Annotated in this window: 19 protein-coding genes and 1 riboswitch; of the genes, 16 read left to right on the top strand and 3 right to left on the bottom strand. The window is 41.5% G+C overall.

What is annotated here, in order from left to right:
* Window positions 1–4: 4 nt before the first annotated feature.
* Window positions 5–1,222, bottom strand: coding sequence for an MFS transporter (locus tag BMW42_RS04190; protein WP_092766517.1), 1,218 nt, complete (start codon window positions 1,220–1,222; stop codon window positions 5–7).
* A 396-nt stretch (window positions 1,223–1,618) separates the two neighbouring features.
* Here BMW42_RS04190 and murG point away from each other — a divergent pair, with 396 nt between their 5' ends.
* The 7 genes from murG to lpxC all read left to right on the top strand — a co-directional run bounded on the left by murG (window position 1,619) and on the right by lpxC (window position 9,715).
* Window positions 1,619–2,716 (top strand): undecaprenyldiphospho-muramoylpentapeptide beta-N-acetylglucosaminyltransferase, encoded by a 1,098-nt coding sequence (gene murG, locus BMW42_RS04185; protein ID WP_092766516.1) that lies wholly within the window; start codon window positions 1,619–1,621, stop codon window positions 2,714–2,716.
* 15 nt (window positions 2,717–2,731) lie between these two features.
* Complete coding sequence (murC, locus tag BMW42_RS04180; protein WP_092766515.1) at window positions 2,732–4,180, top strand: UDP-N-acetylmuramate--L-alanine ligase; 1,449 nt, start codon at window positions 2,732–2,734, stop codon at window positions 4,178–4,180.
* 55 nt (window positions 4,181–4,235) lie between these two features.
* Entirely contained in the window at window positions 4,236–5,165 is a 930-nt protein-coding gene (locus tag BMW42_RS04175) for a D-alanine--D-alanine ligase (RefSeq protein ID WP_035265835.1), read from the top strand.
* Window positions 5,166–5,168: 3 nt separating this feature from the next.
* On the top strand, window positions 5,169–6,023 hold the full coding sequence (locus BMW42_RS04170) for a cell division protein FtsQ/DivIB (RefSeq protein WP_035265833.1): 855 nt from the start codon (window positions 5,169–5,171) through the stop codon (window positions 6,021–6,023).
* 61 nt (window positions 6,024–6,084) lie between these two features.
* Window positions 6,085–7,347 carry a cell division protein FtsA gene (gene ftsA / locus BMW42_RS04165; protein WP_035265831.1) on the top strand — a complete coding sequence of 421 codons (1,263 nt, stop codon included), beginning with the start codon at window positions 6,085–6,087 and terminating at the stop codon, window positions 7,345–7,347.
* Between the two features lie 163 nt (window positions 7,348–7,510).
* Window positions 7,511–8,689: a cell division protein FtsZ gene (gene ftsZ / locus BMW42_RS04160; protein WP_035265829.1), complete on the top strand. Its 1,179-nt coding sequence runs from the start codon at window positions 7,511–7,513 to the stop codon at window positions 8,687–8,689.
* Between the two features lie 123 nt (window positions 8,690–8,812).
* A complete protein-coding gene (gene lpxC, locus BMW42_RS04155) occupies window positions 8,813–9,715 on the top strand; it encodes a UDP-3-O-acyl-N-acetylglucosamine deacetylase (protein ID WP_092766514.1) in 903 nt (300 codons plus the stop codon).
* Window positions 9,716–9,812: 97 nt separating this feature from the next.
* Here lpxC and BMW42_RS04150 read toward each other — a convergent pair whose 3' ends face one another.
* A complete protein-coding gene (locus BMW42_RS04150) occupies window positions 9,813–10,256 on the bottom strand; it encodes a hypothetical protein (RefSeq protein WP_035265826.1) in 444 nt (147 codons plus the stop codon).
* 107 nt (window positions 10,257–10,363) lie between these two features.
* On the opposite strand from BMW42_RS04150, the gene BMW42_RS04145 reads away from it, so the two are divergent.
* The 9 genes from BMW42_RS04145 to recJ all read left to right on the top strand — a co-directional run bounded on the left by BMW42_RS04145 (window position 10,364) and on the right by recJ (window position 23,003).
* On the top strand, window positions 10,364–11,071 hold the full coding sequence (locus BMW42_RS04145) for a M23 family metallopeptidase (RefSeq protein WP_092766513.1): 708 nt from the start codon (window positions 10,364–10,366) through the stop codon (window positions 11,069–11,071).
* A gap of 302 nt (window positions 11,072–11,373) precedes the next feature.
* Window positions 11,374–14,076, top strand: a complete 2,703-nt coding sequence (gene aceE / locus BMW42_RS04140) for a pyruvate dehydrogenase (acetyl-transferring), homodimeric type (protein ID WP_092766512.1) — start codon at window positions 11,374–11,376, stop codon at window positions 14,074–14,076.
* 2 nt (window positions 14,077–14,078) lie between these two features.
* Complete coding sequence (locus tag BMW42_RS04135) at window positions 14,079–16,061, top strand: 2-oxo acid dehydrogenase subunit E2 (protein ID WP_092766511.1); 1,983 nt, start codon at window positions 14,079–14,081, stop codon at window positions 16,059–16,061.
* Between the two features lie 89 nt (window positions 16,062–16,150).
* Window positions 16,151–16,292: riboswitch (yybP-ykoY riboswitch) on the top strand.
* 76 nt (window positions 16,293–16,368) lie between these two features.
* On the top strand, window positions 16,369–16,944 hold the full coding sequence (locus tag BMW42_RS04130; protein ID WP_035265818.1) for a TMEM165/GDT1 family protein: 576 nt from the start codon (window positions 16,369–16,371) through the stop codon (window positions 16,942–16,944).
* A 214-nt stretch (window positions 16,945–17,158) separates the two neighbouring features.
* Window positions 17,159–17,524: a YkgJ family cysteine cluster protein gene (locus tag BMW42_RS04125; RefSeq protein ID WP_035265816.1), complete on the top strand. Its 366-nt coding sequence runs from the start codon at window positions 17,159–17,161 to the stop codon at window positions 17,522–17,524.
* 177 nt (window positions 17,525–17,701) lie between these two features.
* A complete protein-coding gene (gene guaB / locus BMW42_RS04120) occupies window positions 17,702–19,168 on the top strand; it encodes an IMP dehydrogenase (protein WP_035265814.1) in 1,467 nt (488 codons plus the stop codon).
* A 125-nt stretch (window positions 19,169–19,293) separates the two neighbouring features.
* Complete coding sequence (gene glmM / locus BMW42_RS04115; RefSeq protein ID WP_092766510.1) at window positions 19,294–20,628, top strand: phosphoglucosamine mutase; 1,335 nt, start codon at window positions 19,294–19,296, stop codon at window positions 20,626–20,628.
* Between the two features lie 14 nt (window positions 20,629–20,642).
* On the top strand, window positions 20,643–21,299 hold the full coding sequence (gene pdxH / locus BMW42_RS04110) for a pyridoxamine 5'-phosphate oxidase (RefSeq protein WP_092766509.1): 657 nt from the start codon (window positions 20,643–20,645) through the stop codon (window positions 21,297–21,299).
* Window positions 21,300–23,003 carry a single-stranded-DNA-specific exonuclease RecJ gene (gene recJ, locus BMW42_RS04105; protein ID WP_092766508.1) on the top strand — a complete coding sequence of 568 codons (1,704 nt, stop codon included), beginning with the start codon at window positions 21,300–21,302 and terminating at the stop codon, window positions 23,001–23,003.
* Between the two features lie 38 nt (window positions 23,004–23,041).
* Here recJ and BMW42_RS04100 read toward each other — a convergent pair whose 3' ends face one another.
* Window positions 23,042–23,803 carry a putative porin gene (locus tag BMW42_RS04100; RefSeq protein ID WP_035265808.1) on the bottom strand — a complete coding sequence of 254 codons (762 nt, stop codon included), beginning with the start codon at window positions 23,801–23,803 and terminating at the stop codon, window positions 23,042–23,044.
* Between the last annotated feature and the right edge of the window lie 33 nt (window positions 23,804–23,836).

Raw genomic sequence — 23,836 nt, 5'->3', positions numbered from 1 at the left:
GAGCCTAAATAGGCTCTTTTTTTTGCGTATATATTTTAAATAAATAATAGCTGGTCAATAGTCCTAGGGTGGAAAGACTTACGGTAACCCATGCGGCATTGTACCACTGGTGAGAAGACGAAACGAGAGCTGCTGTTGCTGGGGGAACAAGGAACTGCGCACATGCAGAAATTTGCAGCACTAAGCCCATACTGGATGCTGCTGCATTGACCTGTGGTGCGTATCTAAGCGTATTGGCAAAGACGGTCGTCGGAATAATGCCACCGATAAAAGAAAACAAAATAGCGCACAAATATTGCAACTCAAAAATCAACCAATAGGGTTGTGAAAATACAACCCAGCTACATAAAATTAGACTTAAAAAACTAAATTGAAGTAATTTAAAAGGAGCTATGCCTTTTTGAAGTAATACGCCTGCGCCAAAGGTTCCACCTAAGTTAGATAATACAACCATTGACACCAAAATTCCTGCAAGCTTTAAATCCATATTGAATGAGACATACAAGCTGGGTAAAAAACCTGTGAGTGTGATCCATTGACTGGTATAGCAAGCAAAGATAACGGCTAGACAGAGAATGGGTGGATGGGTCACGGTGGCTTTAACAATAGATAAAAAAGAGTTGGAGGTTGATGTGTTCAGTGGTGCTGTTGTTACAGTGGTTTGTTTATCGTCATAACGTAAAAAATGGTAAATCATCAAGGCAACCAGCCAACACAAGGCACCAAATAATGCCCAAATGTGTTGCCAACTGAGCCATTCGAGTAATACAGGAATGGTCAAAATAGCAAGACTAACCCCAACTCCCATATAAGAACTCCATAACCCCATTTTAAAATTCATGGTTTCAGGTGTGCTCAGTCGTTTTAAAATTGCGGGAGCGCAAAGACTAATGGTGAGAAATCCAATGCCTTCCATAAATCGAAAAAAATAAAGGCTAATACTATGATCAATCCATAAGCCTGCAAAACTACTCATCCCCAATAGAATGAGTGCAAAAATAAGACATTTTTTGAGTCCTATTTTCTCAGATACAGCACCAATACACAGGGCAAATAGCATTCCAGCACCTTGAACCAGTGATAAGGATAGGCCTGCTTGGGTGAAACTTAGATTTAAATCTTTTTGAAGAATTGGAATAACAGCAGAAAGTTTACCGACATGAATTGCAGCAAGGTAGCCTGCCAAAATAATCCAAATGTCATAAGATGATATTTTTGACATTTGCGTTTAAAAATCCTTTTATTCGCGAGCTGAATCTCAATGAGATATAGCAATATCATAAATAGAACTATTGCCTCATACCATTTAGACATAAGTTTATATCCAATATGGCGGTAGCGAAGATACGAAGGAACAATAGAGCCAATACTGTGGTGGTTTTTAATGTGCACATTAATCATTATTTTGGTGCGTTATAAACTAGATCGAATGGTAAAATACATAAAAAAAGGCACACCTCATAATAAATCTAGTTTAAACTCTGAAATCATATGAAAAAAACAATTAAAGGGTCCGTGAAAAAAAAAGTAAATAAACTTTCATGGATATACGATTGTGATTACAATTGATGCCTTATATAAAATTTTCTGTTAGCTCTTAGATTTGAAGAATTAGACCGTGACACAAGCTCAGCATAAACAACCTAAACATGTCATGATGATGGCTGCAGGTACAGGTGGACATGTATTTCCTGCCCTAGCAGTTGCTCAGGAATTACAACAGCAAGGTGTCGAAGTGTCATGGTTGGCAACGCCTTCAGGTATGGAAAACCGCTTGCTTAAAAATCACCAAATTCCAATTTATCAAATTGATATTCAGGGTGTGCGTGGCAATGGAATCGTCCGTAAGCTGCAAGCCCCTTTTAAAATTTTAAAAGCAACGCTTAGCGCAATGCGCTATATGAAACGATTAAACGTAGATGCAGTCGCTGGTTTTGGCGGTTATGTTGCAGGTCCTGGTGGTTTGGCTGCGCGTATTCTTGGTATTCCTGTCATCATTCATGAGCAAAATGCAGTAGCGGGTTTCACCAATATCCAATTGGCTCGTGTTGCTAAAACGGTCTGTCAGGCATTCCCGAAAACATTTCCAGAAAATCATAAAATCGTGACTACAGGTAATCCCGTACGTAAGGAAATTTCTACGATATTGAGTCCTGCTTGGCGATATCAAGAGCGAGAAAAAGCCAATCAACCTATTCGTATTTTAATTGTAGGCGGCTCCTTGGGCGCACAAGCATTGAATGAGCGCGTACCCGAAGCACTGAAACAATTAGATGTTCCTTTAAGTGTTTATCATCAGTGTGGTCAAAATCATGCTGATAGCACGCGGGCACGTTATGCCGATGCTCATGATCATTTACAGGTAGAAGTTCAACCGTTTATTGAAAATATGGCGGAAGCCTATGCCAATGCCGATCTTGTAATCTGTCGTGCTGGTGCACTGACGGTCACTGAGATTGCTACTGCGGGTGTTGCAGCCGTATTTGTACCTTTGCCAAGTGCAGTAGATGACCACCAAACTGCGAATGCCAAATTCCTAGCAGATATTAATGCTGCAAAAATTTGTCCACAAGCGACACTCACTCCTGATTCATTAAAAGCAGTTTTATTGCCACTCATGAACCGTACATTGTTGACGGAAATGGCTGTTAAAGCACGTCAACAAGCTCAACCAGATGCAACTCAGCGTGTGGTTGGTTTAATTCAAGATTTGTAAGTTTTAGAGAAAATTATGTCTTCAACGAACCCAGCTGATAAAGCAAAAAACCTGATTAAAATTCCTGAAATGCGCCGTATCAAGCATATCCATTTTGTGGGTATTGGTGGTGCAGGAATGTGCGGGATTGCGGAAGTCTTAAAAAACCAAGGCTATAAAGTTTCAGGGTCGGATATTAAAGCCTCTAAAACCACTGCACAGCTTGAAGAAAATGGCATTAAAGTTCATATCGGACACGCTGCTGATAATATTAACGGTGCGAATGTATTGGTTGTATCGACTGCGATTGACCAAGAAAATCCAGAAATTAAAGCAGCGATTGAAACACGTATCCCTGTAGTTCGTCGTGCGGAAATGTTGGGCGAGTTGATGCGTTACCGTCATGGTATTGCGGTTGCAGGTACACATGGTAAAACCACTACGACAAGTTTGGTGACCTGTATGCTTGCTGAAGAAAACATGGATCCGACATACGTGATTGGTGGTTTGCTTAATCGCTCTGGAGTAAATGCTGCTTTAGGTGCGAGTCGTTATATTGTAGCTGAAGCAGATGAATCTGATGCTTCATTCCTATATTTAGAACCAATGGCCGCTATTGTCACCAACATTGATGCTGATCATATGGACACTTATGGTGGTAGCTTCGATGTTTTGAAAGATACTTTTGTTCAATTCTTGCAGAAGCTTCCATTCTACGGTTTAGCCGTAGTGTGTGGCGATGATCAAAATATTCGTGAAATTATGCCACGTATTGGTCGACCTGTTTTAACTTATGGTTTTAACGAAGATAACGATATTCGTGCTGTAGATGTGGTACAAGAAGGGATGCAATCACATTTTACTGTGCTTCGTAAAAACAAAGAGCCACTCAAGTTAACCATTAATATGCCTGGTTTGCATAACATCCTTAATGCGTTAGCTGCGATTGGTGTGGCAACTGATGAAGGTGTATCTGATGCTGCAATCGCTCGTGCTTTAGAAAGTTTTAGTGGTGTAGGGCGTCGTTTCCAAATTCAAGGTGAATTTGAGTTAAGTGATGGAACGGTCAAACTGGTTGATGATTATGGTCACCATCCAAAAGAAGTTGAAGCAACGATTAAAGCTGCGCGTGCAAGTCATCCTGATCGTAGACTTGTGATGATGTTCCAACCTCACCGTTTTAGCCGTACACGTGATTGTTTTGATGATTTCGTTGATGTCTTGTCACAAGTCGATCAATTACTGCTATTAGAAGTATATTCTGCAGGTGAAAAGCCGATTGTTGGTGCAGATAGTCGCTCATTGGCAAGAAGTATCCGATTGCGTGGTGATGTTGAACCAATCTTGATTGATCCAGTAGAAGGGAATTTGCCAAATGTGATACAAAAAGTGTTACAAGCAAATGACTTGTTATTGACTCAAGGTGCGGGTAACGTTGGAGCAATTTCAATTGAGCTTGCTCAGAACCAGCTCTATTTAAAATAATCGTCGTTTGATGATTTGGCTAAATTGAAAATTTTATAAGTTTAAGGAACTAAACGTGTCAAATGCTTCTAAATTCGGCAAAGTTGCTGTATTGCTTGGTGGTAAATCTGCAGAGCGTGAGGTGTCATTAGATAGTGGTAAGGCTGTACTTGAAGCATTGGTACGTTCAGGGGTGAATGCAGAGGGTTTTGACCCTCAAGAACGCAGTGTGACTGAACTGGTAAATTACGATCGTGCATTTATTGTGTTACATGGTCGTGGTGGAGAAGATGGTCAAATCCAAGGCGCATTAGAGTGGTTAAATATTCCATATACTGGAACTGGTGTGCAGGGGTCGGCTATCGGAATGGATAAAGTAAAGACCAAGCAAATTTGGCAAGGTTCTGAACTTCCTACAGCGCCATACCGCATTGTTTCTAAAGATACTGATGCACAAGCACTCGTTGCAGAGCTTGGATTACCACTGATTATCAAACCCGTGCACGAAGGCTCGAGTGTGGGCATGAGTAAGGTTGAGAAAGCAGAGGATTTAGCTGAAGCAATTAAAAAAGCGACTCAACATGATGCCGTGGTCATGGCTGAGAAGTGGATTACAGGTCGTGAATTTACGATTTCATTTTTAAACGGACAACCATTACCAGTCATCCGTTTACAACCTCCAGCTGATGTAGCCTTTTATGATTATGAAGCTAAATACCAACGTAATGATGTTGAATATGGTATCCCTTGTGGTTTGAGTGAAGCTGAAGAAAAAAGTTTACAAGCGCTTTGCTTACGAGCGTTTCAAGCTGTTGGGGCAAGTGGTTGGGGTAGAATTGATGCTATGCAGGACGAGCAAGGTCAATTTTGGCTGCTAGAAGTGAATACTGTTCCAGGCATGACCAGTCATTCATTGGTACCAAAAGCAGCTCAAGCAGTAGGTTATAGTTTTGAAGATTTGTGTTTGGCTATTTTAGAGCAAACCTTAGCGAAAGAATCACACTAAGTTATGGCTCAACTACCTCCATCGATGCGTCGCAAACGTGCGGCGATTACATCGATTCATGACAAACCACCGACTCGCAAAGAGAAAATGATTAATGCGGGTGGTTGGGTCATGCTTATTTTTGCATGTTGTGTACTTTTGGTCGGGATTTATGGCTTATATAGCGTCATGACCAGTGCAAAAGTAGCATCTTTGGATGTGGTTGGTCTGCAAGCCGAGCCTGAAATTAGTCAAGTAAAACAGCAGTTAATGCCTACCATTACAGGCAATTATTTTACTGCTGATCTTGAGCAAATTCGTGATAAGGCATTAGAGATTTCTTGGGTAGATCGAGTGGTCATTTCTAGAGCTTGGCCAGACGGTATTAAGGTTCGTGTTATTCCGAAACATCCGATTGCACGTTGGGGAACAGGACGTCTGTTAAGTGATCAGGGTGTGGTGTATACAGAGGCATATTCTAGAAATCACGCAAATTTACCACTTATGCATGGTCCGTCAGATCAGTCAAAAGTCATGATGAGACGTTATCATGAAATTAATCAACTATTTAGTCCAGTTAATCTGCGTTTGAAAGAGCTATATTTAACAGATCGTCGGACATGGTTTATGCAGTTCGATTCGGGTTTACGTATTATTGTGGATCAGGATCAGACCATGAGCAAACTGCAACGATTGAGTCACTTATCTCAAGCAGATCTGAAAGTGGTTTGGCCAAGAGTTTCAGCGATTGACTTACGTTACCGTAATGGCTTGGCGATTCAATGGAAAAATGCGACACCACCAAAGATTATAAATGGTCAGTTTGTTGTAACCATTAATGACATTAACATTGCAGATTCAAGAGTTGCAAAGCCATAATACGTGGCTTTAAAAATAGGCATAAGCCAGATATAAACAATGAAGAAAATGGTAGTGAATCATGAATGAGGCTGTTCCCTCAGTTGTTGCGATAGACATTGGGACACATAAAGTTTCAGTTCTAATTGGTAAAGTGCATGCGCCGGATAATATCCAGGTCATCGGTATGGCGACTGCGCGAAATAAAGGCATGAACAAAGGAAAAATTGTTAGCCTTGAGAAGGTGATCTCTGCGATTAAGAATGCGGTACAAGAAGCAGAAGATATGGCGGAGTGTCGTGTGCATTCGGCATGGGTATCGATCCCGAGTACAGAACTGCAAAGTGCTTATGCGACAGGCCGGACACCGATTTCTAATCCAGAACGCACCATTACGACTTCAGAAGTGGTTAAAGCTTTAGAAATGGCAAAAGCCAGTCATTTAACTTCTGATCATTATCTTGCAAGTGCAGTCCCATTGGGTTTTGAGTTGGATGATTCACCTGAGTGGGTGCATAATCCAATTAACCTTTCAGCAAATAGCATGACGGCGCATTATCAACTCATGATGCTACCAATCAGCACCATGCAAAATTTAGATCGTGCAATGAAAGGCGCCAATATTTTTGTCGAAAAGATGGTGATTTCATGTTTAGCAACTGCTGAAGGTGCATTGCTAAAAGATGAAAAAGAGTATGGTGTATGCTTATTGGATATTGGGGCTGGTACAACCAATATTGCAGTTTATATTGAAGGTCATTTAGTGCTAGCACACACCATTCAACGTGGTGGTGAAAATGTAACGCGTGATATCGCTGCAGTATTGCAAACGACGACCGAAGAAGCTGAACGACTTAAATTGCTTTATGGTTGCGTTGATTTACAGCAAGTCAAACCTGAACATATGATCGAGTTTGAAGCGATCGATGGTCCTCAGGCGATCAGTCGGATTGAGCTATCAGAGATTATTATTGCACGTTACGAAGAAATTCTTTCTATGGTGCGTGATGAGTTACAACAACGTGGTGCGCTACAAAGTTTATACCACGGTGTAGTTTTAAGTGGTGATGCATGCCAGATTGAGGGTATGATCACATTATCACGTCGTATGTTGGGTGTTTCTGCTCATTTAGGCAACCCTCCGCTACAAGTATATGCGGATGATCAACATTTACCTGCATTAAGACGTTCAATGTATTCTACCGCAACAGGACTGCTGTTATTTAGTCAAAGCGATTTACAAGAATCGGTTGAGCAACCTGAAGAAGTGAATAAGCGTCCATTATTAGAGCGCATAGCGAATGGTTGGAATGCGTTTAATAACAAATTGAAAGGTATTTTTTAAGTTTAGTTTTTAAGGGAGTATTGTTTGCAACTTGTAAGAGCAACTTCATGTGCTTGACAAGAATGTGATTGCAACGCATCCTAAAAACAAATTTTTATTATTGAAGATCAAGGCAGTATACGGGCTTAAGTGACTGCCAAATTTATTAGGAAAAGTTAAGGTCATGGCTTCATTTGAATTTTTAGAAGATGAACAAACCGATAATAACGGTCAAGCCCGTTTTACTGTGTTTGGTGTTGGTGGCGGTGGTGGTAATGCCGTACAACACATGGTGCAATCTGATATCAAAGGCGTGAAATTTGTTTGTGCAAATACAGATAAACAAGCTTTGGATCGTATGAATGCGCCATTCAAAATCCAATTGGGCCAACAAAGTACGCGTGGACTAGGTGCAGGAGCAAATCCTGATGTCGGTCAAATTGCAGCAGAAGAAAGTCGCGAATTAATCCGTCAGCATCTGGAAGGTGCAGATATGGTATTTGTTACTGCCGGCATGGGTGGTGGTACTGGTACTGGTGCAGCACCAGTCGTGGCTGAAATAGCACAAGAAATGGGTATTTTGACGGTTGGTGTTGTCACCACTCCATTTAACTTCGAGGGTCGTCGTCGTCAACGTTCTGCTGAAAAAGGGATCGAAGAACTTGAAAAGCATGTTGACTCATTGATTATCATTCCAAACCAACGCCTACTTAGCGTTTATGGTGATATCTCAATGCAAGATGCTTATCGCAAAGCGGATGATGTCTTGCTTAACGCGGTACGAAGTATCTTTGATTTAGTTGTGCGTCCTGGTCATATCAACCTTGACTTCGCCGATTTAAAAACAGCGATGAGCACACGCGGTTATGCGATGATGGGTGAAGGTAAGAGTAGCGGTCCAGATCGTGCTGAAGATGCAGCGCGTCTTGCGATTCGCAGTCCGTTGCTTGACAACGTAAATATTATGAACGCGAAGGGTGTTTTAATTAATATCACTGGCGGTAATGATGTTACCTTGCGTGAAACTGAAATTATCACAGATGTTGTCAATCAAATTGTTGATCTGGATGAAGGTGAAGTCTTCTTTGGTACAGTATTTGATCCAGATGCGCGTGATGAAATCCGTGTTACAGTGATTGCGACAGGTTTAACTCGTAATGCGAATGAAACGGAAGTGAAGCGCCGTGCGCCAGTGAGTGTAAACCCATCAGTTGGTGGACAAGCTGCTGCTTTGGATGAAGATGATGTTCCAGCAATCAGTAAACGTCAGAATCAAGAGAGTGTAGCCCCTGAGCCTTCTGCAGCGCCTCGATCTGCACCAATGAGCATTCAAGATTATCTTAAAAATCAACAGCGTAAATAACATGTAACATAATGTGTTTACGATGATCAAACAGAAAAGGTGGCGCTTATGCCACCTTTTTGATTTTTATCAATGGCTAAATGTGCTAACGTATACTAGATTTTAGATGAATATTGAAGAAACATGTTGAAACAACGCACCCTGAAACGAGTCGTGAAAGCGAGTGGTATCGGATTACACAGTGGGCAAAAAGTAATGATTAACTTTGTACCACATGTAGCTGATGGGGGTATTGTTTTTCGTCGTATTGATTTAAATCCGCCTGTAAATATTCCTGCTAATGCGATGCTGATTCAAGAAGCATTTATGTGTTCGAATTTGGTACAAGAAAATGCCAAAGTTGGGACTATCGAACATATTATGAGTGCGATTGCAGGTCTTGGTATTGATAATCTGATTATTGAAGTATCAGCTTCAGAAGTTCCAATTATGGATGGAAGCGCCGGTCCATTTATCTATTTACTCATGCAAGGTGAGTTGATGGAGCAAGAAGCGCCTAAAAAATTTATAAAAATATTAAAGCCTGTAGAAGCATTAATTGACGATAAGCGCGCTATTTTTAATCCGCATGATGGTTTTCAACTTAATTTTACGATTGATTTCGATCACCCAGCCTTTGCCAAAGAATATCAGTCTGCCAGTATTGATTTCTCAACGGAAACATTTGTTTATGAAGTCAGTGAGGCACGTACTTTCGGCTTTATGAAAGATTTGGATTATCTTAAGGCGAATAATTTAGCTTTGGGTGCTAGTTTAGAGAATGCAATTGGTGTTGATGATTCAGGTGTCGTGAACGAAGAAGGCTTACGATTTGCTGATGAATTTGTACGTCATAAAATATTAGATGCGGTGGGTGATCTTTATTTACTCGGACATCAAATTATTGCGAAGTTTGATGGTTACAAATCTGGACATGCACTCAATAATCAACTGCTTCGCAATGTTCAGAGTGATCCATCTAATTATGAAATTGTAACATTTGATGACGAAAAGTCTTGTCCAATTCAATATGTAAGTGTGATCTAAGTCATTGTCTTCAGGTTAAATGTTATAGTGTAACATTGTTAAGTGTGACTTAATTTGCCTTTAAAATAGTGAATGACGTTTAAATCAAATGGTCCTGTTACTTTTTATTGCTTGCCAAACGTATCATAGCTTGGCTAAGCTTAGGATCGTTCACAAAACTAGCAGCGTTGAGTAACATTTCTTGCGTTGTCGGACATAAAGAAGTTTTGGAATTTTCAGTTTGTGTTTGGGGAATTTCTTTTTTTGCTCGAAGACGAACTTGGATTTTTTGTAAATCTTTGAGTTCAGGGATTTGTGATAACTGAGAAATATACTGTTTTTGAAGGTAACCGAGTTGACTAATCATGGCTTGATTTTCACCGGTGATGGTCAAAATACCGTATTGATAACAGACAACTTGCCATTGTTCATTTTTGGGCAATAGCGGTTGAATTAATTTTGTAAGTCTCTGCCAGTCAGCAACTTGCTTTGTGAGAAACGATAAGTTTCCTGTTTTTATGTGTTGTCTTGTTTGTTGAAACATATTTTTTGGTTCTGACATACATTGTTCCTACATTGTTTTGTCTTAATCTTAAACGCTTGTTTCTTTCGATATCAAGGAAGAGATCACACAAGAGACTTGAGTAAGAACAGTTTAATGAGGTTTATATGTATACGCGACGTATTTTATTAGCGTTTTCTTTAGCAGCTTCAGCAGCTTCGGTTGCATTTGCAGATTTAGTTCAATTAGATGCCACACAAGCCTCCAATCCTGATCGATTGGAAGAGTTAACAAGAACACTATCACAAGGTTCTTATAGTCATCCTGATGACATGGACATTCCAGCGACAGCACAAGTCGATGTGAAAGTTCGAGCAAAGGCGGATCCAATCGAATTAAATAATGCGCTGCTTAATAGTAAATACCCTGCTCAAAAAACTACGACGACAAGTTCAAATCGTTACTCTTCAAATAATGCATATTCATGGTTAGTGACCCACCCACTTCCAAGTGGTCGTGTCAGTTCAAATTATGGCGGCCGAACAATGGGCGGACGTGCTGAAAACCATTCTGGTTTGGATCTTGCGGCACCAACAGGAACTCCAATATATGCAACTGGTCCAGGAATAGTGACTAAATCAGGTTGGGGCACAGGTTATGGTCAATATGTCGAAATCAACCACGGTAATGGGTATATCACACGATATGCACATGCTTCACGCTTAATTGCTAAAGTAGGTGATAAAGTCACTGCTGGTGAGCATATTGCCAATGTAGGTTGTACTGGACGCTGTACTGGTCCTCACTTACATTATGAAGTGGTCAAAGATGGTCAGCGTAAAAATCCTTCAACTTACCTAGCGATGTTGCCTTAATTAATTATCAAACCTCATTAATACACATCCATTGTTAAGTCATTTGAATAAATCGCCAAGCATAGTCTTGGCGATTTTCGTTTTTGCAGTCAGGTCACCTGACTAAATTCAAGATTAAAATAAAGCTTTGTATAAAAAAACAGCAGAATTGGCGTTTTAGTGTTAATTTGTGTAATAAATGGTCAGGTACTATTTATTATCGAAATATTATTCTAATGTCGTATTCATTTATAGCCATAACTGCGTATCGCGAAAATATGTTAAATATAGGGCATACAAATAGGCATGAATATAGGTGTAATATGGCGTATTACGGTGATACCGACGCACAAGAAACCCAAGAGTGGCAGGACGCTTTTGACTCTGTTTTACAGCATATGGGGACGGAAAGAGCAGCCTTTCTTCTTGAAAAACTGTATCAACGTGCGATTGCGAAACATGTTCCCATTCAGCGTCTAAATACTCCTTACTTAAATACGATTTCAGTAGAAGAGCAACCTGCAATGCCTGGTGATCCAGATATGGAGCGCCGAATTCGTGCTTTGATTCGTTGGAATGCTTTAGCAATGGTGCTTCGCGCCAATAAAACAGGCGACGATCTTGGTGGTCACTTAGCCAGCTTTGCATCTTCTGCAACTTTATATGATGTTGGCTTTAACCATTTCTTCCGTGCCAACAGTGATAACTTCGGTGGTGACATGATTTATTATCAAGGTCACTGTGCACCAGGGATTTATGCGCGCTCATTCTTGGAAGGTCGTTTAACTGAAGAGCATCTGAACAATTTCCGTCGTGAAGTTGATGGTATTGGTTTACCTTCGTACCCACATCCGTACTTAATGCCAGACTATTGGCAGTTCCCAACGGTATCGATGGGTCTAGGTCCAATCATGTCCATTTATCAAGCACATATTCAAAAGTACTTGATGAACCGCGGTTTGATTAAAGAAGAAGATCGTAAGGTTTGGGCTTATCTTGGCGATGGTGAGATGGATGAACCAGAAAGTACTGGTGCAATTTCGTTGGCAGGTCGTGAAAAGTTAGACAACTTGGTTTGGGTTGTAAACTGTAACTTGCAACGTTTAGATGGTCCAGTTCGTGGTAATGGTAAGATCATCCAAGAACTTGAGTCTCTATTCCGTGGTGCAGGTTGGCGCGTGATTAAAGTAGTATGGGGTCGTCATTGGGATCCACTACTTGCTAAAGATGAATCTGGTGCGCTTAAAGCCATTATGGAAGAAGCTGTAGATGGTGATTATCAGCGTTATCAAGTGAAAGGTGGTGCTTATACACGTGCGCACTTCTTTGGTAAATATCCTGAAGCTGAAGAGTTAGTTAAACACTTAAGTGATGAAGATATCGATAATTTAAATCGTGGCGGTCACGATCCTTACAAAGTATATGCTGCTTATGCAGAAGCCATGAAATCTACAGGTCAGCCAACGGTTATTCTCGCGAAAACTGTTAAAGGTTACGGCTTATCTGAAGAAATTGAAGCGGTCAATAAAACGCATCAAATCAAGAAAATGCAACTTGAATCGCTTAAATATGTACGTAATCGTTTCAACTTGCCATTTACCGATGAGCAACTTGAAGAAGTTCCATTTTATCGACCAAGTGAAAACTCGCCTGAAATTAAGTATATGAAGGCTCGTCGTGAGGCTTTAGGTGGTTACTTACCAGCACGTCGTAAAGAAAGTGAATCTTTAGCGATTCCTGAGTTGTCTGTATTTGATGCAGTGTTAGCTGGTTCTAATGGTAAGCAACAATCAACGACCATGGTGATGGTACGTTTGATCTCTGCACTACTGAAAGAAAAAGCAATTAAAGACCGTGTAGTACCAATTGTTCCAGATGAGGCGCGTACTTTCGGTTTAGAAGGGATGTTCCGTCAATTGGGCATTTATGCCGCGCACGGTCAAAAATATACCCCTGAAGATCAAGAGCAGTTGATGCATTACCGTGAAGCGAAAGATGGTCATATGCTTCAAGAGGGGATCAATGAAGCAGGTGCGATGAGTGCTTGGGCTGCTTTAGGAACAAGTTATTCAACCAATAACCTTCCTATGATCCCGATGTACATGTATTACTCAATGTTTGGCTTCCAACGTATTGGTGATATTGCATGGGCGGCAGGTGATGCACAGGCGCAAGGTTTCTTATTGGGTGCAACTGCTGGTCGTACTACGCTGAATGGTGAAGGTCTACAGCATCAAGATGGTCACTCACATATTCTTGCGAATACGATTCCAAATTGTATTTCTTATGATCCATGTTTCGGATATGAACTTGCGGTGATTGTACATGACGGTCTAAAACGCATGTATGTGGATCAGGAGCGTGTGTTCTATTACTTAACTGTAATGAATGAGAACTATGAGCATCCAGCGATGCCACAAGGTGCTGAAGAAGGCATTAAACGTGGTATGTATTTACTTGAGGAAGATGAAAAAGCCACAGTTCAGCTTTTAGGTTCAGGTGTAATTCTGCGTGAAGTGATTAAAGCGGCTCAAATCTTACGTGATGAATATCAAATTCATTCGAATGTCTACAGCGTAACAAGCTTTAATGAGCTTGCACGTGATGGTATGGCGTGCGAAGAATATAATCGTTTACATCCACTTACTGAAGATGTGAAAGAAGCATGGGTGTCGAAGCAGTTGCGTGGTACGAAAGGTATCGTCGTTTCTGCAACTGATCATATGCGTGCTTACAGTGAGCAAATTCGCGCTTACCTTCCAGATAATCGTCCATTTGTAGCATTAGGTACAGACGGTTATGGTCGCTCAGATACACGTGCAAAACTTCGTAGCTACTTTGGTGTAGATGCTGCGCATATTGTGGTTGCGACATTGAAGAAACTTGCTGACGAGGGTGAAGTAGATGCGCGTCTAGTTAAGGATGCGATTTCTAGCTTTGAATTAGATACTGACCGTCCAGTCGCTTGGGCACCTCAAACAACGCCTGAACTTCACGCTGTAGCTGACTACAAAGAGGAGAACTAAGCATGCAAATTACGACTCCTGATATTGGTGTAGATAAAGCCACAGTGGCTGAAATTTTGGTCAAAGTGGGTGATACGATTAGTGTCGATGACAGCATTGTTTTGTTGGAGTCTGACAAAGCATCTGTTGAAGTGCCAAGCACTTCAGCAGGTGTGGTGAAAAGTATTCTGGTGAGCCTTGGTGACGAAGTTGCTGAAGGTGCGGCTTTGGTAGAGCTTGAAGCGGAGGGGCAAACGTCATCTGAAGCACCTACAGCACAAGTTGAAGAATCGAAAGCACAAGCTCACGCAGAACCTGTAGCCCAATCTCAAGCGGAAGCGCCTAAAGCAGCATCAACGGCGTCTGAAACCGTTGATGTACAAGTACCAGACATTGGTGTTGAAAAAGCCACTGTGGGTGAGATCTTGGTTGCGGTTGGCGACGAAATTGATGCCGATCAAAGTATCATTGTCGTTGAGTCTGACAAAGCGACAGTTGAAGTTCCAAGTGCTGTTGCGGGTACAGTTGAATCGATTGAAATTTCAGTCGGTGATACAGTGAAAGAAGGTGTTGTGATTCTGAAAGTGAAAACAGCAGCTTCAGCATCAACCGCGGCGCAAGCTTCTGCAGAAACTACACCGACGACTGTTCCATCTGCAGAGGCACCACCTGCAGAATCAACAAAAGCGACAGTTGCTTCAGCGCCAGCAGGTAAAATTGAGATCGCTGTCCCTGACTTAGGTGTAGACAAAGCTGCTGTAGCTGAAATTTTAGTGGCTGTTGGTGATAAGGTTGAAAAAGACCAAAGCATCATTGTGGTTGAATCAGATAAAGCGACCGTTGAAGTACCAAGTACCACCACAGGTGTGATTACCGCAATTCATATTGAATTGGGTCAAAATGTGTCTGAAGGTGTGGCTTTAGTCACGATTGAAGCTGAAGGTCAAGCAACCCCAGTTACAGAAGCCCCTGTATCAGCACCAGTGAGTACAAAAGCGGAAGCACCAAAAGCTGCCCCTGCGCAAGCAGCGGTTGCTCCTGTACAAACAGCAGCCCCTTCAGCAGATAAACTGACCAAAGAGCAAAATGCAGCAAATGCCAAAGTATATGCTGGTCCTGCGGTACGTAAGTTGGCGCGTGAGCTTGGTGTTGTGTTGGCAGAAGTCAAAGCTTCTGGTCCACATGCACGCTTAATGAAAGAAGACATCTTTGCGTATGTGAAAACACGTTTAACTGCACCAGCACCTGTAACTGCTGCACCGACAGTTGCTGCACCAGCAGGATTGCCTAAATTACCAAGTTTTGATGCCTTTGGTGGTGTAGAAGAAAAAGCGTTAACACGTTTACAGCAAGTGTCTATTCCACAGTTGTCATTGAACAATTATATCCCGCAAGTGACCCAATTCGATGCGGCAGATATTACGGAGCTTGAAGCATGGCGTAATGAGCTTAAAGGCAACTTTAAGAAAGAAGGCATTAGCCTGACCATTATGGCATTCATCATCAAGGCTGTAGCGCATTTGCTAAAAGAAGAACGTGAGTTTGCAGGTCACTTGTCTGATGATGGCAAAACCGTATTACTGCGTAAAGAAATCCATATGGGTATTGCTGTTGCTACACCAGATGGTTTAACAGTGCCTGTGCTACGTAATCCAGATCAAAAATCAATTAAGCAAATCGCAGTTGAACTCGGTGAGTTGGGTCAAAAAGCACGTGATAAGAAATTGTCACCGAAAGATCTGCAAGGTGCCAACTTCACGATTTCAAGCCTAGGCGCAATTGGTGGTACGGCATTCACTCCGCTTGTCAACTGGCCGCAAGTGGCAATCTTGGGTATTTCACCTGCAACGATGCAACCTGTGTGGAATGGACAAGGTTTTGATCCACGTTTAATGCTTCCATTGTCATTGTCTTATGACCATCGTGTCATTAATGGTGCTGATGCTGCTCGCTTTACCAATAAACTGACGAAGCTGCTTAAAGATATTCGTACATTGCTCATCTAAATATTTTTAACGTATTTTGTCTGCAGAATCAAAACCTCACTTCGGTGGGGTTTTTTATTTGTAAAAACAAAAAGCCAGGCTTATAATGGATAAACTTCATTGGGGAGTAGCCGCTGTTCTGCAATAGAACAGGTGATGGTCAACATATTTGCTCTAAAACGAGCATGGTCATCATAGCAAAGAACCAAATGAGCTCTATTTGAGCTTTCTTTTGTTGGCAAGACCTTTGATTTACCATTCTGCGGATTTTTGGCTAGCAGGGATGGTGGGTCATTGGTATTTGTTATGCTAGCCAGAGAAAGACATCATGTATGAATTCCTTCTGTCTACAGGTATCGTCGCACTAGCTGAAATGGGTGATAAAACCCAATTGTTAGCTTTACTTCTTGCTGCACGCTTTCGTAAACCCGTTCCAATCTTAATTGCTATTTTGTTAGCGACAATTGTCAATCATGGAGTTTCCGCTGCTCTAGGACAATGGGTTACAACAATTTTAAGTCCCGAGATCCTCATGTGGATTCTAGCAATAGGATTTATTGCTATGGCTGCTTGGATGCTGGTCCCTGATGAACTAGAGGATGAGTCAGGAAGTATTCAAAAATGGCAAAAATTTGGCGTTTTTGGAGCGACGTTTATTTTATTTTTCTTGGCTGAAATTGGCGACAAAACGCAGATTGCGACAGTGGCACTTGCTGCACGTTTTGACAGTATCTGGTGGGTGATGGCTGGAACGACATTAGGTATGATGATCGCTAATGCGCCGGCAGTATTTATTGGTGATAAATTGGCGAATCGATTACCTATCTCCTTGATTCACAAAATTGGCGCAATAATTTTCCTTGTCATTGGTGTGGGCACTTTAGTGCAACATTATTGTTTATAAATGGTTGTATACGCATAAAGATCTGAATCTTCAAAAGATTTAGTTTATTTATAAATAGTATTGAAATAATGCACCATGAAAGTGATTCATAATGGTGCATTTTTTTAATGGAAGTTATTGATTAGTAAATAAATATAATAAAAAAAATCTTGTTTTCGAAATTAAGTTTTTTTAGGATTTCGTCACTAAAAAATTATTTTTAAGAGATTTAAAAATGCTCTCTCAGATTTCTGCACAGGATGCGTGTTTAAGTTGTGGTGCTTGTTGTGCCTATTTCCGTGTTTCATTTTATGGTGCGGAAGCGATGAACATCCCTACCGAGATGGTTGAGGATATTAACCCTGTATATGCTTGTATGGTGGGGACGAATCAAACTAACCCGCGATGCGTTGCTCTAGAAGGAGAAATAGGGAAGCAGGTCTCTTGCTCGATCTATACGGTTCGCAGTTCATCGTGTAGAGAGGTCCAAGCCGGAGATGCGCAATGTGCCAAAGCTCGACAAGCCCATCATCTGATCCCATTAATTGATATTGAAATTGTTCCATCGTCGAATGATGAGGATTACGATCAGGTCAGTTAATTTGAATGATTTAAAATATGCTTCTGTTTTATATGCTCTTATTATGATTTTTTTGGATAATAAATTGCATGAAAATAGGAGTGATGGGTAAATTTCATAAAATTGTCGATAATAAGAAATGAAATTTACCTTAAAATTTGTATATAATGGCGCACGGAAATTACCAGTGAGACTGTTATGTTGACCATCGTTCAAGACGCGTTAACTTTTGATGATGTCCTATTACTCCCTGCCTACTCTACTGTTCTCCCAAAAGATGTCTCTCTAAAGACACGTTTAACTCGCGGCATTAATTTGAATATCCCTCTTGTGTCTGCAGCAATGGATACGGTGACTGAATCCCGTATGGCAATTGCAATGGCACAAAATGGCGGTATTGGTATCCTTCATAAAAATATGGATATTGCAGCGCAAGCTGCTGAAGTACGCCGTGTGAAAAAATTCGAAGCAGGCATGGTGAAAGATCCAATTACAGTAACCCCTGAAACGACTGTGCGTGAGTTAATCGCAATTACGCAAGCGAACAATATCAGCGGTGTGCCAGTGGTGAAAGATGGCAAAGTAGTTGGTATTGTGACAGGTCGTGATACACGCTTTGAAACTAATCTTGAACAGCCAGTAAGCAACATCATGACTGGTCAAGATCGTTTGGTCACCGTTCGCGAAGGTGAATCAAAAGAAAACATTCAGGCACTTCTTCAAAAAAATCGCATTGAGAAAGTGATTGTTGTTGGCGAAAACAACGAACTAAAAGGTTTAATCACTGTAACAGATTTTAATAAGGCTGAGCTTTATCCAAATAGCTGTAAAGATGACTTAGGTCGTTTACGTGTGGGTGCTGCAGTTGGTACAGGTGTTGAAACTCCAAGCCGTGTTGAAGCATTGGTTGATGCGGGTGTTGACGTGATTGTAGTCGATACTGCACATGGTCACTCTGCTGGTGTTATCGAGCGCGTACGTTGGGTTAAAGCCAACTACCCACAAGTTCAAGTCATTGGCGGTAACATTGCGACTGGCGATGCTGCATTGGCTTTACTTGATGCAGGCGCAGATGCTGTGAAAGTAGGTATCGGTCCTGGTTCAATCTGTACGACTCGTATTGTTGCAGGTATTGGTATGCCACAAATTTCGGCGATCGATTCTGTTGCTAACGCACTGAAAGATCAAATTCCATTGATCGCAGACGGTGGTATCCGCTTCTCAGGTGATATGGCAAAAGCGATCGGTGCAGGTGCAAGTACGATTATGGTGGGTTCTTTACTTGCTGGTACTGAAGAAGCACCAGGTGAAGTTGAATTCTTCCAAGGTCGTTATTACAAAGCTTACCGTGGCATGGGTTCATTGGGTGCAATGGCGGGTGCAACAGGTTCTGCGGATCGTTATTTCCAAGACTCTAAAGCAGGTGCTGAGAAGTTGGTTCCAGAAGGTATTGAAGGCCGCGTACCTTACAAAGGGCCAATGGGCAACATCGTGCATCAAATGATGGGTGGTTTACGTTCATCTATGGGTTATACAGGCTCTGCAGTGATTGAAGATCTTCGTCAAAATGCGAAATTCGTGAAAATCACGTCTGCGGGTATGTCTGAATCACACGTTCACGATGTGACCATTACTAAAGAAGCACCGAATTACCGTGTTGGTTAATTGCCTGTTATAAAACAATTTTTAAAAAAAACCGTCATGTAAATGACGGTTTTTTTATTTTGGTGTAAAGTGGTGCGCATTGAAAAAGGATGATGTTAATCACCCGCTAAGAAGTGAGAGAATGAATGAGTTATTTTGGTACTGATGGTATTCGTGGGAAATTCGGTGTATTTCCAATCACACCTGAGTTTGCACTCAAATTAGGGTTTGCTGCGGGTAAAGTACTTAAGCGTAGAACAAAAAGAAATAAACCGATTGTGGTGATGGGCAAAGATCCTCGTTTATCAGGTTATATTTTAGAAGCGGCTTTACAATCGGGTTTAAACGCAGCTGGTGTTTATGTGCATTTATTGGGTCCATTACCTACGCCGGCCATTGCTCATTTAACTCGTGCTTTGCATGCCAGTTTAGGGATTGTCATCTCAGCTTCACATAACCCTTATCATGATAATGGCATTAAGTTTTTTTCTTCAGAAGGAAAAAAATTACCAGACGAGTTTCAAGATGAGATTAATGCTGAACTCGAGAAAGATATTGTCATTGATGATATTGCGAGTCTAGGAAAAAGTGTGCGTGTTGATGATGCTCCAGGTCGTTATATTGAATTTTGTAAATCAACGTTCCCATACCATTATGATTTAAACAATTTAAAGATTGTCGTCGACTGTGCCAATGGAGCAGCATATAACGTGGGTCCTGCGGTATTCCGTGAGCTCGGTGCCAAAGTGATTGCGATTCATAATGAACCGAATGGTTTGAATATTAACCAAGGCTGTGGCTCAACTCATCCTGAGAGTTTGCAAGCTGCTGTTGTTGAGCATCAAGCAGATTTGGGTATTGCATTTGATGGCGATGCAGATCGTGTCATTCTAGTGGATCAGAATGGAAAGCTGATTGATGGCGATCATATTCTATATATCTTGGCGACACAAAGTGCCAATAAACCAGCCGGTATTGTCGGTACGCTCATGAGCAATATGGCACTTGAATTAGCACTTGAAAAAGCAGAAGTTCCACTGCTACGTGCCAAAGTTGGTGACCGTTATGTATTGCAAGGTTTAGAGGAAAACGGTTGGGTTATTGGTGGTGAACCTTCAGGTCACATTTTAACTCTAGACAAGAGCACCACAGGTGATGCGATTATTGCAGCCCTACAAGTCTTAACTGTCATGGTTGAACAGAAGAAAGCATTGCATGAGTTGGTTGCTGACTTTAAATTACTGCCAAACGTGCTTGTAAATGTCCGTTTCGATGCAATGTTTGATCCATACTCAGTACCTGCATTGGCTGCAGAATTTGCCAAAGCCGAAGCGCAACTTAAAGGTCGTGGTCGATTACTGATTCGTAAGTCAGGGACTGAACCTGTAATTCGTGTGATGGTTGAAGGTGATAATCTTCAAGAAGTGACTGCACTGGCACATGCTTTGGCAGATGCTGTACGTGCTAATGCAGCAGCTTAATCGGGGATTGACTCATGAGTGATTTGATTAAAGATCTCAGTGAACTGCGCCTAAATTATCAAAAAGGCGAATTACATGAGGATCAAGTGAATGCTGATCCACATGAACAGTTTCTATTGTGGTTTAACCATGCGTTAGAAGCTCAGCTTCACGAACCTTATGCCATGTCATTGGCTACGGCAAATGCCGATGGTCGACCGCACGTACGTACCGTATTACTTCGAGGTGCGGATGAAAATGGTTATGCGTTCTATACCAATTATGACAGCCAAAAAGGACTCGACTTAGTAGCCAATCCTTATGCGCAAATTCTGTTTTATTGGGCAGAACAAGAACGCCAAATTCGCATTTCAGGTCGAGTGGTAAAAATTTCGGAACAAGAATCCGCTGATTATTACCATAAGCGTCCGCGTGATAGTCAAATTGCAGCGCATATTAGTACCCCACAAAGTGGTGTGATTGCGAGCCGTGACGAGCTACAGCAACGCTTTAATGATTTGCATGAGCGTGTGGCAGATCAACAAACTTTAGATAAGCCTGGCTTCTGGGGTGGTTACCGTATAGAGCCAGATTATTATGAGTTCTGGCAAGGTCGCCCAAACCGTTTGCACGACCGTTTGTGTTATGAAAAAATCGACGGTGCGTGGAAATTACAACGATTGATGCCATAAATGCCAAAATTTGAAATCAAGCAACGTCCATTTTTAACACGCCCTGAAAATTTTCAGGGCGTGCCTTCATTTATTGCCGAAATTTTGGCACGTCGTGGCGTTGAATCTGAACAAGAATTAGAACTGAAATTAAAACATTTATTGGCGCCAACCATGAAAGGTTTGGATGCTGCAATTCAGTTGATTGACCAAGCCATCAATCAACACAAAAAAATTGTGATTGTCGGTGACTACGATGCTGACGGTGCAACCAGTACAGCACTGATGATGCTTGCATTGCGTGACATGGGGGCAGATGTTGATTACTTAGTCCCTGATCGCTTTAAGTATGGCTATGGTTTGACACCTGCTATAGCAGATCTTGCGTTTGCCAACTTTACGCCTGATTTGTTGATTACGGTCGACAATGGTATTTCAAGTCATGATGGAGTTAAGCAAGCCCAAGATCATGGCATGCAAGTGATTATTACCGATCACCATCTCACAACCAAGCCAACGCCTATGGCTGAGGCAGTGGTGAATCCGAATCAACTCGGTTGTGAGTTTCCAAGTAAAGCTTTGGCAGGAGTAGGAGTTGCCTTTTATGTGTTGGCGAATTTATCTAGTCATCGTAAAAAAATGGGCAAGTCTTTTGCACAAATGATCAGCTATTTGGATTTGGTTGCGCTTGGGACCTATGCCGATGTTGCCAGTTTGGACTATAACAACCGAATCTTAATCGACAGTGGTCTAAAGCGGATTAAACAAGGATTATGTCGCCCTGGGATTTCAGCCTTATTAGATATTGCCAAACGTGATCCTGCAGGACTGAAAGCGCAAGACTTAGGTTTTGTGATTGGACCGCGAATTAATGCGGCAGGGCGTATGGAAACCATGGACATTGGCATCGAATGTCTCTTGGCATCCGACTTGGCTACAGCATATCCTTTAGCGGAACAGCTGAATCAACTCAATGTGGAACGTCGTCAGGTAGAAGGTAAGATTAAACAAGAAGCATTGACTGCATTAGATCAAATTCAGCTAGATAAGGATGCAATACCTGCAGCGTTAATTATGTTTGAGCCACATTGGCATCAAGGCGTGATTGGAATTGTGGCAGGACGCTTAAAAGAGCAGTTCCATCGTCCGAGTATCGTTTTTGCCCGTGATGAAGATGGCATTCATATCAAAGGTTCAGCGCGTTCAATTGAGGGAATTCATATTCGGGATGCGATTGAGCGTGTGGCTGAGCAATATCCACATATTGTCAGTCACTTTGGTGGGCATGCTGCAGCTGCAGGTCTAACCATTCAAAAAGAACATTTTGCTGAGTTTAAGCAGGTATTTGAGCAGTTGATTGCCAGTCAAGATGAAAGTCTGTTTACTGCAACCTTATGGACGGATGGGGAGTTGCCAGCTTCAGCTTTCCAAATTGAAACGGTGGACGTATTACAAAATTTAAGTCCTTGGGGGCAAAAGTTTCCTGCGCCTGTATTCGAGGGAGTATTTAAAATTTTGGATTATCGCTGGCTGAAGGATGTGCACTTGAAACTGCGTGTAGCTTTAGAAAATGGTCAAGTGGTAGAGGCAATCGCCTTTAACGCAGCAGATAAATATCAGTTTGATCCGATGCTCAATGAAATTCGCTTGGTCTATGAGCTGGATAAAAATACCTTTAATGGCAATACCAGTTTACAAATGCGCATTGTACATATGCATCAATAAAAAAACCGCTCATCAGAGCGGTTTTTAGCACTCAAAGATCAGAAGCGGTATGCACCACGTATAGCAAAGGTATTACCGTCATCTGCAAAACCAATTCGACCTTCGACACTTACTTGCTGATTGAAGAATTTTTTAGCATTTACACCAAATTCATCAAAAGATCCGCCGTTGAAATCTTGATTGAAATAGTCGACACCCACGCTGAGTGTTTTATCAATGTAATAATCGCCTCTTAAAGAGAACTCGTCTAAATCACCAAATGCAGCACCAGCCTCTAAATTCACATCGTTTGCGCCAATTTGAGTGACATATTTTGCTCGAATAGTAGGGTCAATGCCATCATCATAATCATGATCCCAACCACGTAAACCAGCTGCGACCAATAAAGATGGTGCTAAGAAATAACCAGCTTCAACTTTATAGAAAGTTATATCAAAGTCGGGAGTATTCGGAGCTTTTTCAGTTTCCTGAGAAATATTGGCATTTAGATAGAAATCAGTGTTTGGAACAAAATATTCAACTCCAACACCATAATTCCAATATTCGTTTACATCAAAGTCGTCATAAGACACTTGTGCATTCACGTTGCTTGAACGATTTAAAAATGCAGCTTCGTTTAATGGAGAGTTCTTGATTTGAACAGGATTAAAATAATATGTGCCATCAAGCGCAAAACCTGCAGAATTGCTACCATTATCAGGATCGATCAATTTGGCTGTAGCCCCAACTTCAGCTTGATACGCATGTGCAGTTCCTAAGCTTGCAATAAGTGCAGTCGCAAGTGTAATTTTTTTAAACATATATTGACTCTCTTTGTTATAGAAATATGACTG

The sequence above is a fragment of the Acinetobacter sp. DSM 11652 genome (assembly GCF_900109815.1).
GTDB lineage: Bacteria > Pseudomonadota > Gammaproteobacteria > Pseudomonadales > Moraxellaceae > Acinetobacter.
This window is presented reverse-complemented; position numbering and strand designations above follow the sequence as displayed.